The following is a 12,535-nucleotide window of genomic DNA, read 5'->3' as shown; positions in this document are numbered from 1 at the left end:
CCGATATCTCCCTGAAAGTAAAAACCACAGCACATCTCAGTGCTGTGGTTTTATCCCTTAAAATGTTCTTGCAGGATTGGTGGGCGTATCCTTTTGTGCCAGCGCCCATTTCGCTATCGCATCCTTACGCATAAAACCCACTTTCGAGTGTGCTTTAGCATATTGAATAAACTTGTCTAAGGCATTGGCAAGACTAGGCGTCCCCCCGATACGGTCGTGCACACTAATCGACATCATCCGCCGCTGCGATGCACCTTCCTGATAGAGCATATCGAATTCATCTTTAAGCTCCTGTAAGAAGGCGGCAGCCGTCATCGCAGTATTGCCACCAAAGCGACCTATATCATTGTTGCGCAAGGTATAAGGCACCACGGCAAACGGTTTACCCTGCACAGGGATAATTGAAGGTTCATCCCTTGATAAATCATCAATATGATAGATAAAGCCTAAGTCCTTCAGGATATTTAAGGTTTGGGTGCTGTGGCGCATCCAAAACGCATTAAACCCTATGGGACGCTGGCCGGTAATCTTTTCTAAGGTATTGATACTTTGGATGTAAGAATCACGCTCCTGCGCTGGCGACATGCTGTATTGCGCCGTCCACGTCTGCCCATGGCCTGAAATCTCATGGCCTTCATCCGCCACTTGTTTGGCAAGTTGTGGATGTAATTCGGCGGCGCGGCCCACCATGTGGGATGTCACCTGAATATTGTGCTTACGCCATAAACGTAGCAAACGCGGTATCCCCTCATTCATCCCGTAGTCGTACCAACTGGGGGTAATAGTATCTGGATAACCCTGCTCCATTGGTGGAAACGGACCTTCGGCGTTTTTATCCTGCGCGCCAGCCTCAAACTGCATGGAGATAGAAATCACTAGTTGTTCGCCATTAGGCCAAAAACGCTTATTCATACTGCCTCCAACAGAAGTTTGTGTTTGATCATCGAGTGCCACTAAACCTGGTAACCCCATGGAAAAGGCTGATTGACTTAACCCTACACCCGCCACCAAAGCACCGCCCGCCTGTAGACTGGTCTTTAAAAATTGTCGACGTGGGTTCATGACTTGGCTCCTGTGGTCACAGCTTTAGCGGCAAGCTGGCTAAATAGCGTCTGATAATCCTCAAGGTGCCAGTTGTCTGTGATAAAACCATCACGCACTCGGTACATATCTACGGCGCGAAAATCAATTTTTTGCCCTTGTCCACGCTGTTCACCAAAGACACCGGTAAAATGGCCATTAAAGCGGAGACGCACAACCGCACGGTCACCGACCACCAGCAGGTGCTCAACGGTTACCGAGAGATCGGGCACCGCCGCCCTGAAGTGCTTAGAAGCGTCGAGCGGACCAGTAATCCCCTGTGCACGACCTTCGGGCAAGGTGCGATCGATAAAACTGGTCGCTAATGCCCCGTGGGCAAATGTTGGGTCGCCAGTATCCCAAAAACTAGCGTATAGCAAAGCGGCGTGGGCAATAGATTCAGCCAGTGGTGAACCATCACTGATCAGCTCCATTGCCGTTACCTTAGGAGTAAGAGCGGTTTTGACATCAACACTGGCTTGGGTTGAACCACCTTGAGCAGCAAATGCCGTCATGCTTAGACTCGCAAGCGCAAAGCCTATAATGGCTAAGCCGAGTAATCCTGAGCTCCATAAACCGACTTTTATCCAAGGCGCAACGGCGCAATAAGTACGATGTTGCATTATGCCACCTCATCATCACTAGAGCGGATCACAGCTCGCAGCGCCGTTTGATAACTTGGATAATCCGTATATCCAGCCGCACTGCCACCAAATAATGGCCCCTTATCGAAGGGTGATAGGGGTAATTGATTGGCTAAACGATAGGGCAGATCGGGGTTAGCGATAAAGGCGCGACCAAAGGCCACTAAATCGGCATAACCTTTTTCGATAACCTCATTGCCACGCTCGACATCGTAGCGACCCGCCACAATAATGCTGCCTTTAAATACTTTGCGTAGCTCGATTCTGAAAGCCTCAGGCACCTGTGGCGCATCGTCCCAATCGGCTTCCGACAAGTGCAAATATGCTACGCCCAACGCCGATAAATGCTTAGCAGCTAACAGGATAGTATCGACTATCTCAGGGCAAGCCATGTCTTTAAAAGTCACATAGGGTGCGAGGCGAACGCCTACTTTATCGGCGCCAATCTGGGCACTTACCGCTTCAACCACTTCCAATAAAAAGCGAATACGTTTTTCGGGCGTGCCGCCATAGGCATCGGTTCTGTGATTAGAGTTAGTTCGTAGGAATTGGTCGATGAGATAACCATTACCACCGTGGATTTCGATACCATCGAAACCTGCGGCAACGGCATTTGCCCCTGCCTTGGCAAAGTCGGCCACTACGCGGTCGATATCTGTTTGGGTCATTTCCCTCGGCTCGGGGCAGTCCACCATTTGCCCCTCGGGATGCTGCTCATCAACAATCCACACCTTAGTGCCAACAGGGGTTATCGCCGAAGGTGCAATAGGCGCCCCGCCCTGCTGAAAAATCGGATGGGACACTCGGCCCACATGCCAGATTTGATTAAAGATTTTACCGCCCGCTTGATGAACCGCCGCGGTGACTTTTTTCCAGCCGTCAATTTGTGCCTCGGTATAAACGCCGGGGGTAAAAGAGTAGCCTTGGCTGTCGTCCGAAATTTGGGTCGCTTCGGTAATGATCAGACCTGCCGAAGCACGCTGGGCGTAATATTGCGCCATTAAGTCGTTGGGAATATTCCCAGGCTGTGTGGTACGCGCCCGAGTCATCGGCGCCATCACGATACGATTTTGTAATGTCAGTGCCGCTGACTCATAGGCTGTAAATAAACTCATATGCACTCCGAACCATAAATGAAGTTTGAATATCTGAGTGCAATAGTGCATTAATTAATCTATATTGATAATCAGTCAAATATTTAAATCATTTTCAAAAATAATTTGATATGTACCATATAAACGATCTACAACTCGCTCTGCGTATCGCTGCGCTCGAAAGCCTGTCCGCCGCCAGTAAAGAAGTCGGCATGACGCCCGCCGCCGCGAGTGCGGCCCTGCAACGGCTGGAAAAAAAGCTAGGTTGTCAGCTGTTTGCTCGCTCCACTCGGCGATTGCAACTCACGGAAGAAGGGCGAATATTTCTCGATGCAGCTAAACCTGCCCTTGCGTTACTCGAAACCGCTTCCGCTAATTTGGCCGAGCATAGGGGCGAGCTAAAGGGCGAAGTGCGCATCGCCCTGCCCTCGGACATTGGCCGCAGTCGGATCCGCAATTGGCTAGATGAGCTGATGGATAGCGCGCCTGAGCTGTCGATTCAGCTGTACTTTGGCGACCATATGACGGATCTTATCGATCAAAATATCCATTTAGCCCTGCGTTATGGCCAACTGGAAGATTCCAATCTAAAACGGCGCCAACTGTCGATGACGCCAAGGGTGCTCGTTGCCTCCCCCACTTATCTTGCTCAATATGGAGAACCGCAAACACTGAACGAATTGAGTCAACACCAAGTGTTGATCTTAAATCGTGGAGGTGAGCCATGGCAGAAGTGGAAATTCAGCCACAATGATGAAGCCGTAGAGATTGAAGTAAGAGGAAAACGCTTTTGTAATGATGGTGCCGTTGTGCGCGATTGGGCACTGGCGGGGCGAGGTATCGCCTATAAAAGTTGGCTCGATGTGGCGCAGGATGTCACCGAAGGCAGGCTAAAGCTTATCTTAGCCGACAAACTCGCACCTCCGGTGCCACTGCAATTGGTCTATCTGCAAACCGACTATCCAAGCCATAAAATTCGCCGCACTATTGAATTTTTAGCCCAAAAACTGCTGCAATTTAGCCAAGAATATCCCGCGCCTTAAACGATAATTGGGCTTGATAAAAAGCAGCTTGCTCCCGCAACTAAAGATAGATACTTAAAAGCTCTGCGGCGATTCATTCTAGCCCCGAGGTAATATCACCGTCACCACACAGCCTTGCTGCCAGGGTAATTGGGCATGTGCCGATTGCTTGCAGTTTTCAATCTCAATACTGCCATGGTGGCGGCTGACGACATCCTTACAAATGGCTAAGCCTAAACCGAGTCCCGCATCCTTGGTGGAGGCAAATGAGGCCATTAGCTCGCTGGCTTGGCGCTGCAATCCTTCACCATTATCAATCACTAATACTTTAATTTCAGTGGGTTGATAATAGATCTCTACCCTCAACTGCCGCGCTCGGTGATCTTCACAGGCTTCTAGCGCATCTAAACTATTTTTGACTAGGTTGACCCACATTTGACTGAGGCCCACGCTATCCCCCAAGACTTCAAAGGGATGACCTTCAACCAGCACAGTGACTTGCACGCCTGCACGGTCTAACTCGCGCCGCAGCAAGGCCAAGGCTTCTTTGACGACTAGGGTCACATTGAGCGGTTCGGCCTTAGACTGGCGACGTTTGAGCAAACCGCGAATACGGTGCACAACCGCCCCTGCTCGTATCGATTGCGCGTTGATTTTCCCTAAAATATCGTAGAGTTCAGGATTATCCTGCCCCAGCCTTTCTAGCTGTAGCATGGCGCCTTCACTGTATTGGGTTATGGCGGCAATCGGTTGATTTAATTCATGGGCAAGCCCCGCGCCAATCTCCCCGAGAATCGCCGCACTCTGCAACCGCTCTAGTTGCAAGGCTTTATCCTTTAACTGCCGCTCGGTGCTGACCAAAAACTCACTCTTTTGGCGAAACTTATACTCAAGCCACAGGTGATAAATGGTCGATACGATAAAGATCAGCAGCAATACCCCACCCCACTCTTTATTTTTCTCCATCCATTTATAGACGGTTTGATACAGGGGCGGCGCTGCGCCTTGCAGCTGTAATTCTTTAAATAATTCAATCACCTTTAGCTGACTCACCGGCGCTGTCCAACCTAAGGTATCGGCGGTAATCGCCGCCACATGGTCGGCGGGCAAGTCAAACAGGGCGCGGGTAATTTGCATGGTAATGCGCGGCGATACTGTATCCGCCGCCGCAAACGACCAATTAGGATAAAGCTGGGTACTCACCTCGCAGTCATAACCAGGAGGATTGGTTGGATGAATAACCCGATAATCGGCCTGATTGATAAGCCCGGTTTCAATCATTTCCTCTAGCGTGCAAAAAGGTGCAATCGCGGCATCGGCATTACCATCGCGCACTTGATAGATTAGCGGCTCGAGGGGAAAGCCTAAGAATCGCACATCACCGAAAAACTGCTCCGGCAAATAGCCCATTTTATGCAGCAGTCCCATCGCCGCTTGATAGCCACCGAGCGCCTGCGGATCGCTGGCAACCACATTCTTGCCCCGTAAATCCTGCAAACTGCGGATTGGGCTATCGGCACGCACAATAATGGTCGCGCCTATGGTAAAAGTGTTGCCCTGATGTTTACGACTCTTCATGGTCGCCAGCCACGAGAGCGGAAAGTTATTACTCAAGTGCAGATACTGGCCGGGGTTGGTGACAATGAATTGCAAGTCGTGGCTAAGTAACTGGCTACGCATGCCATTAAAATCCACTGGCACCACTTCAAAACGGCTATTGGGGACTTTTTCGCTCAGGTAATCCATCATTGGCTGCCAGCGTTGTTTCGCCTGCAACACACCATGATTGGCCAGCACACCCACCTTAAATTCATTGACGGGCACATCTTCATCGGCATAGCACAGGGTAAGCCCTGTCAGACTCAAGATAACACTCACGAGTATTGCCCGACACCACAACCCCATTGCGCTCGCCTTTTCCACTATGCCCTTGTTATCGGTTCACTTTATCTTCACCGCTTCAATTAAGCTGTGAATCGCCCCAAACTCTGGCTCATGGCCGATAGGATTCGGCTAATTTAGTGATACACCTCCCAAGACCTCGGCTTAAAATTGAGCCAGTTACACCGCAGGCTTAAGCTGATAACACCAAAACCATTGCAAGGAAAACCATGTCCACCAAGCTACCGTTGTACTTAGTCGATGATGATGAGGCGATTCTCGATTCTCTGGGGTTTATGCTCGGGCAATTTGGCTATCAAGTACAAACCTTTAGCAGTGGACGGGATTTTTTAGCCCAATGCCCCTTAACGCAGGCGGGCTGCGTGATTTTAGATAGTAGAATGCCGGAGATCACCGGCCAAGAAGTCCAGCAAAAATTGCTTGAAACCCAAAGCCCGCTAGGGGTGATCTTTCTCACGGGCCACGGCGATTTACCTATGGCATTAAGCGCCTTTCGCAAGGGCGCCTGTGACTTTTTTCAAAAGCCTGTATCCGGCAAAGCTTTGGTTCAAGCGATTGAAAAAGCGCATAAAGAAAGCCAAGCCAGTTTTGAACAACAAAGCCTGCAGCATAAATTTGCCCAACTGACCGAGCGTGAGCAGCAAGTGTTGACCCATGTTATCCAAGGCATGACCAACAAGCAGATCTCCGAGGCCATGTATTTATCCTTAAGAACCATCGAAGTGCATCGCGCTAAGATTATGAAAAAGCTTGAGGTCAGCAATATGGCCGAATTAGTCCAGCATTTAGCTCACCTCAATGCCCTACTGCCTTAATGTCTTAATGTCTTAATGTCTTAGTGCCTTAGTGCCCCACGACTTTAACCACAAGGTCTTTGCTAACCCTGCTCAGATATCCTGACTTGAACACTTTCCCTTGCTTGCCCTGGCAAAAGTTGCCCTGCGACAAGCTGTCGCAGTTTGTCAGTTAAGCTTTGTCGCTTAAGCAATAAACTGCCACACTCGGCTCAGGTTCTCTCCTTTATGTCCCGTAGGCATTAAAGATCCACTGCTTTAGAACCTTCCCCCGAGAACGGCCAGTGTTCTCGGGGCTTTTTTATCTCTCCTGTTTTGTCCACAAGGCTCGCCCCTCAGCCGCCAACAAAGTAAATTCATTTATAAACCCAGAACAAACTCGTTATCGCGTACAAGCTAAAATCTGACCAACTTTATCCATCCCAAACTTTTTTAGCTCAAATTGCGAACAGCACGCCAAATTTAGAGCAATTACCCGAATTGGATTTTATTTCCTGCTAAATCTAACCCCAGACAATATCAGCAATGGCTAACATGCGTATTGTTCGACGCCGACTAGACTTTAGTCAATTCAATCCACGAGGTCAGACAAAGTGAAACTATTACTCAGTTTATTCACTGGACTCATGTTAGCAGGATGCTCATCAACTAACTCAACCCAAAGTATGCCCAATGGCATATTCACCCTCACACCTCAACAGGCAGATAGCGTTATCGTCACTTCTATCAAACAGCAGTGGCCAGATAAACAACTCAAACCGCTACCAGATAAACGTATTGGCTATATCTTCAGCGTATGGTGGGCCATCGACCATGACCACATTAGCGTAGAAGCCATCCCTGAAGGGAAAGAAAGATATTCCTTCAGTGTGACTAACTCAGGCACAGCCCCTTTATCCGGAAACAGTGCTCGGGAAGATTTACTGCCATTGCTCATTGAAAATGCCACTAAAGCACAGAGCAAAAACCAATAATTAATCTCAACTAGGTAGAGGTTCGACTATGAACAAATCAACACTCGCTTTGCTGTCTGTGGTTGCCTTAGGGCATGTATTGCTGACTGGATGTGTATCACAACGGGATACCATGATCAGCCAAGGTTACCCACAGGCCTATGCCGAGGGATTCGACGATGGTTGTCACAGCGGTAACAACGCAGGTGGTAGCTTATTCGATCAATTCAAGAAAGACGTCAGACGTTTTGAAACCGATAAAGAATATGCTCAAGGCTGGTCCGATGCATACAAGCAATGTGAGTCACAGCAGCTCGCCATACAAAGGCAAACTCAACTCAGCATTGAACAGCAACAACTCAATCAACAGAAGAAACTCAACGATCAGAAACAGAAAGAACAGCTAGAGAAAAACGCCTTAAAAGGAGTTAACACTAAGGGACTCGAAAGCATAAAGTAAACCCGAGGCGCCCTTCATCTCATCGCGAAGGGCGCTGTTATCTCTAAGTATTTCGGTTGTCTTCATCATCGCAATCAGTGTAATGATAATGTTATCAAAACATTTGATATCAATAGCTTAATGATCAACTATCAAAGATACGTTAGAATATCGCCATCTTAGCAACAGGTGAGCAGTATGAGCCGTCTACACACATCTAAAGGATTTACCCTAATTGAACTGGTGGTGGTGATTATCATCTTAGGCATTCTTGCCGTGGTCGCTGCGCCTCGTTTTATGAATCTCAGCCAAGATGCCCACGATGCGCGGGCAAAAGCCGCCTTCGCCGCTTTTACCTCTGGCGTAAAACTGTATCACAGTTGTTGGCTTGCGGGTGGACACTCGGGTTATACCCAAAATCTCGCCTGCTATGGTGATGGCACAGTCGACTCCACCACTACTGGCTTTCCACTCGGAAAAGACACAGCCCAAAGCGGTAACCAAGGCACGCAATTACAAGGCGCTTTCTGCGGCGAACTATGGCAATCCTTACTCGATAATCCGGACACAGTCCTCGCCACTCACTTCGATTGGCAAGCAACCCCCAATGTCGATATCGTCTATTGGTATAGCGGCGGCGCAATAACCGACCCTAACACTTATTGCTACTTTAACTATGTGTCGGATGATCGCCGCCTTGGCAGCGAGAATTGGGAACTAAAATACTATCCCCTCGATGGCCGTACGGTTGTCGGCCGCTCGACCTTATCGCAGTAATATCCTACATCAGCCACAGGGCATAAAATCCCTAACGCTCTGTGGCTTTTTCCGCTTTCACTTGAAATCTGACCATCCATCCCCATATCTATTCCATCATCCACCGCAGGATTTTCATTGCGGGCAAGAGAAGAGGATTCAAAAGTGACCACTATCGTATCAGTACGCCGTAATAACCAAGTTGTCATCGCCGGCGATGGCCAAGTCTCCCTAGGCAATACCGTCATGAAAGGTAACGCCAAGAAAGTGCGTCGCTTATATCACAACAAAGTGTTGGCAGGTTTTGCTGGCGGCACCGCCGACGCTTTTACCCTATTTGAGCGTTTCGAGTCCAAGCTCGAGATGCACCAAGGTCATCTATTACGATCGGCCGTTGAACTGGCCAAAGATTGGCGAACCGACCGCATGCTGCGCAAACTCGAGGCCATGCTTGTGGTCGCCGATGCTGAAGCGTCACTGATCATCACTGGTAATGGTGACGTAGTGCAGCCAGAACATGATTTAGTCGCCATTGGCTCGGGCGGTAACTATGCCCAAGCGGCGGCGTTAGCCCTGCTACAAAATACCGAATTATCGGCGCTGGAAATTGCAGAAAAGTCGTTGACTATTGCAGGCGATATCTGCGTATTCACCAATCAATTCAAAACAATTGAAGAACTTAACTACTAACAGCCCGTGAGGAATATTATGTCTGAAATGACCCCCCGTGAGATTGTCCACGAGCTGGATGCCCATATTATCGGCCAGAAAAAGGCCAAGCGTTCTGTCGCCGTCGCCCTGCGTAACCGCTGGCGCCGCATGCAATTGGATGCCGATTTCCGTCAAGAAGTCACCCCAAAAAACATTCTGATGATTGGCCCAACCGGCGTAGGTAAAACTGAAATCGCCCGCCGTTTGGCAAAGCTCGCCAATGCGCCATTTATCAAGGTTGAAGCCACTAAGTTCACCGAAGTCGGTTACGTGGGTAAAGAAGTCGAGCAAATCATCCGTGATTTAACCGACATCGCCATTAAGCTGACCCGCGAGCAACAAATGGGCAAATGCCGTCAACGCGCCGAAGAACACGCTGAAGAGCGTATTCTCGATGCCCTGCTGCCTAAGCCGAAAAACGAGTGGGACAACACGGACAGCGATACCAGCTCCAATACCCGTCAAATCTTCCGCAAAAAGCTGCGCGAAGGCCAGTTAGACGACAAAGAAATCGATATCGATGTGGCCCAGCCACAGGTGGGTATCGAAATCATGTCGCCACCTGGCATGGAAGAAATGACCAACCAACTGCAAAGCCTGTTTAAAAACATGGGCCAAGCACCGGCTAAACGTCGCAAGATGAAGATCAAAGAAGCCTTTAAGCTGTTGATCGAAGAAGAAGCGGCCAAACTGGTTAATCAAGAAGATTTAAAAGAGCAAGCCATTGAATTGGTTGAGCAGCACGGCATAGTGTTCCTCGACGAAATCGACAAAATCTGTAAACGTGGCGAAACCTCTGGCCCAGACGTGTCCCGCGAAGGCGTACAGCGCGACTTGTTACCTTTAGTCGAAGGCTGCACGGTAACCACTAAACACGGTATGGTAAAAACCGACCATATTCTGTTTATCGCTTCGGGCGCGTTCCAAATGGCAAAACCCTCGGATTTAATCCCAGAGTTACAGGGCCGTTTACCGATCCGCGTTGAGCTAGATGCGTTATCAGCCGATGATTTTAAACGCATTTTAACTGAGCCACACGCCTCACTGACCGAGCAATATATCGCGCTGATGGCCACCGAAGGCGTGACCATTGAGTTTGCCGAGTCGGGCATCGAGAGCATTGCCAAGGCGGCATGGCAAGTGAACGAGCGCACCGAAAACATTGGTGCCCGTCGTCTGCATACCGTAATGGAAAAGCTGATGGAAGATATCTCCTATGAGGCGTCCGACAAGTCTGGCAGCTCATTTGTGATTGATGCCGATTATGTGAGTGCTCACTTAGATAATCTGGTTCAAGACGAAGACCTAAGCCGCTTTATCCTGTAACTAGGGCTGTTATCCAAGCCTGCAATGTTCGGTATCCAAGATACCGAACATTCGTGCAAAATTGTGACTGTGGCTAAGGCTTACACTTTGTAACCTTAGCCACAAATTGTTATGTTACAGCTTGTCCATTCCCCGTATTTTCTTGGCACTACCTATGACCACTAGCACACCCAATGTCACCGATCTTAAGCTCAAGCGTAAATCGCGCATTTTAGAAATCAGCTTCGATAACGGCGAGCAGTATCAACTCACCTGCGAGATGTTACGCGTCTATTCTCCCTCCGCCGAAGTGCATGGTCACGGTAACCCTAAGCTGGTCACCCATAAGAAGAATGTGAATATCACCAGCATCGAACCCGTAGGTAACTACGCGGTAAAAATCGTCTTCGACGATGGCCACGATACCGGGCTGTTTTCCTGGCAGGTGCTTTACGATCTTGCCACTCACCAAGTGGAATTATGGGAAAAGTATCTAGCTCGCCTACGAGCTGAGAAGGCTTCCCGCGAACCCCTGATCGCGATGAATATAAAGTACAACTAATACATTAGGATAGCTGGCTGTTAATTGTGATATTTAAACAATTACATTACAGCTAACGACAGCTGTTTAAGAGTATTCGGCCATAGATTAAGCACAGTTATTCCAGTGACACGCCGTAAATATATCCCTATAGGCTCGACGGCGGCATCCATGCCGCCAACGGTCACTTCCATACCAATGCTTAATTCCGCTAATCTCTGCGTATGCTTTAACTCTAAAAACAGGTCATTTTACAATGGGTAGTTTGTGAATCAGTTACTTCTCTTGCTGACCTGAGTATCTAAGGAAAGATAATGTCGGAAAAAGTCCCCTGCACAGCTTGCCAAACCTTAATCATGCCCAGCACAGCAGAGCGGAATGCGGGCTTATGTATGCCCTGTAAAAATGGCAATCGTGAAAATATCGAACAGGCAAAAGCCTATTACCAAAAGGAGCAGGAATTAGATAAAACCTGCCCTTTTAGAGCGCTGTGGCGAGATATTGTGGTGCGGGTGCACGACGATAAACAGGGCTTTCACACGTTAAGCGAAGCGGCGCAGCACTATTACGCCGTCAATTGTCTCTCTGGCGAAGTCTACAACGGCGGCTTTATCCAGTATTTTGATAACTCATCGGGCGAGCATTATGCTGTTGCCGAGCGCGGCCTTCAGCAAATTGGCGCTTTGCACTCGTTAGCCCTATTACAACAGGCTAAACAGGCGGTATTTGGCGACCATCCCGTCCCGACCGACAGAGGCCAACGCCTCGCCGCAACCGATAATCCAGTCGCCGAAGCCCGACTCAATCAACTCGATGATGAGTTTTATAAAGATTTGGATAATCTTGATATCAAGCTAGAAAGCTATGCAATACAAACTGGATTGGTTAACGCAATCGAATAATTGCGGGTTTATTGTGAGTACTTTTCGCAAGTAATTTAGCGATACTTTAACTGAAACTATCAGTAGTATTTTTTTGTTTAAAGTCGTGGGGTTTCCCCCCACACCCGACCAAGAGGGGATCAACAGCAATTCCCTCTTGCCTCTTTGTTAACAAGAGTCCTTGCCGCCCCTAGCGAAGTTATATGCATTAGAGACTAGCCTTGGTCTTATGGATAAATGGCTATCGCTTCCGATGGTACATCCTGTACCCCGAAAGCTAGCCGGTCATATATGGACCCATCCGGTTTGCAAGACATTCGATAGCGATTTTGAGAAGAGTTCATTGCACCCATATATCCGGCCTGTTGTTGAGGGATCTCTCTGGCCCTGATGGATATCTGCTTCTACTGCCC

At 48.8% G+C, this 12,535-nt stretch carries 13 protein-coding genes; 9 read left to right on the top strand and 4 right to left on the bottom strand.

Annotated features, from left to right (window positions below; translation table 11 throughout):
- Positions 1-57: 57 nt before the first annotated feature.
- From CBX96_RS16955 to CBX96_RS16945, 3 genes are read right to left on the bottom strand one after another with little or no spacing between them, the layout of a single operon-like run.
- The gene (locus tag CBX96_RS16955) at positions 58-1,062 is read right to left on the bottom strand and encodes a polysaccharide deacetylase family protein (protein ID WP_109287487.1); all 1,005 of its coding nucleotides are present in this window, start codon (positions 1,060-1,062) and stop codon (positions 58-60) included.
- The gene (locus CBX96_RS16950) at positions 1,059-1,703 is read right to left on the bottom strand and encodes an ester cyclase (RefSeq protein WP_109287486.1); all 645 of its coding nucleotides are present in this window, start codon (positions 1,701-1,703) and stop codon (positions 1,059-1,061) included. The genes CBX96_RS16955 and CBX96_RS16950 overlap by 4 nt, the downstream gene beginning before the upstream one ends.
- Positions 1,703-2,839 (bottom strand): alkene reductase, encoded by a 1,137-nt coding sequence (locus CBX96_RS16945; protein ID WP_109287485.1) that lies wholly within the window; start codon positions 2,837-2,839, stop codon positions 1,703-1,705. Before CBX96_RS16945 ends, CBX96_RS16950 begins: the two co-directional genes overlap by 1 nt.
- Before the next feature lie 110 nt (positions 2,840-2,949).
- Between CBX96_RS16945 and CBX96_RS16940 the strand changes: the two genes are divergently transcribed.
- Positions 2,950-3,861 carry a LysR family transcriptional regulator gene (locus CBX96_RS16940; protein WP_109287484.1) on the top strand — a complete coding sequence of 304 codons (912 nt, stop codon included), beginning with the start codon at positions 2,950-2,952 and terminating at the stop codon, positions 3,859-3,861.
- Positions 3,862-3,939: 78 nt separating this feature from the next.
- Here CBX96_RS16940 and CBX96_RS16935 read toward each other — a convergent pair whose 3' ends face one another.
- The gene (locus CBX96_RS16935) at positions 3,940-5,745 is read right to left on the bottom strand and encodes a PhnD/SsuA/transferrin family substrate-binding protein (RefSeq protein ID WP_109287483.1); all 1,806 of its coding nucleotides are present in this window, start codon (positions 5,743-5,745) and stop codon (positions 3,940-3,942) included.
- 206 nt (positions 5,746-5,951) lie between these two features.
- On the opposite strand from CBX96_RS16935, the gene CBX96_RS16930 reads away from it, so the two are divergent.
- The 8 genes from CBX96_RS16930 to CBX96_RS16890 all read left to right on the top strand — a co-directional run bounded on the left by CBX96_RS16930 (position 5,952) and on the right by CBX96_RS16890 (position 12,143).
- Positions 5,952-6,557 carry a response regulator transcription factor gene (locus CBX96_RS16930; RefSeq protein ID WP_109287482.1) on the top strand — a complete coding sequence of 202 codons (606 nt, stop codon included), beginning with the start codon at positions 5,952-5,954 and terminating at the stop codon, positions 6,555-6,557.
- Between the two features lie 572 nt (positions 6,558-7,129).
- Positions 7,130-7,510: a hypothetical protein gene (locus CBX96_RS16925; protein WP_126512052.1), complete on the top strand. Its 381-nt coding sequence runs from the start codon at positions 7,130-7,132 to the stop codon at positions 7,508-7,510.
- A 28-nt stretch (positions 7,511-7,538) separates the two neighbouring features.
- Entirely contained in the window at positions 7,539-7,949 is a 411-nt protein-coding gene (locus CBX96_RS16920) for a hypothetical protein (RefSeq protein WP_089066830.1), read from the top strand.
- Between the two features lie 177 nt (positions 7,950-8,126).
- Positions 8,127-8,705 (top strand): prepilin-type N-terminal cleavage/methylation domain-containing protein, encoded by a 579-nt coding sequence (locus CBX96_RS16915; RefSeq protein WP_109287480.1) that lies wholly within the window; start codon positions 8,127-8,129, stop codon positions 8,703-8,705.
- 144 nt (positions 8,706-8,849) lie between these two features.
- A complete protein-coding gene (hslV, locus tag CBX96_RS16910; RefSeq protein ID WP_011073856.1) occupies positions 8,850-9,374 on the top strand; it encodes an ATP-dependent protease subunit HslV in 525 nt (174 codons plus the stop codon).
- Positions 9,375-9,392: 18 nt separating this feature from the next.
- Complete coding sequence (hslU, locus tag CBX96_RS16905) at positions 9,393-10,721, top strand: ATP-dependent protease ATPase subunit HslU (protein ID WP_088210006.1); 1,329 nt, start codon at positions 9,393-9,395, stop codon at positions 10,719-10,721.
- A gap of 154 nt (positions 10,722-10,875) precedes the next feature.
- A complete protein-coding gene (locus tag CBX96_RS16900; protein WP_109287479.1) occupies positions 10,876-11,262 on the top strand; it encodes a gamma-butyrobetaine hydroxylase-like domain-containing protein in 387 nt (128 codons plus the stop codon).
- A 293-nt stretch (positions 11,263-11,555) separates the two neighbouring features.
- Entirely contained in the window at positions 11,556-12,143 is a 588-nt protein-coding gene (locus tag CBX96_RS16890) for a DUF4375 domain-containing protein (protein ID WP_109287477.1), read from the top strand.
- Positions 12,144-12,535: the final 392 nt, after the last annotated feature.

It is taken from the genome of Shewanella sp. BC20, from assembly GCF_003129585.1.
Taxonomy (GTDB): domain Bacteria; phylum Pseudomonadota; class Gammaproteobacteria; order Enterobacterales; family Shewanellaceae; genus Shewanella; species Shewanella seohaensis.
This window is presented reverse-complemented; position numbering and strand designations above follow the sequence as displayed.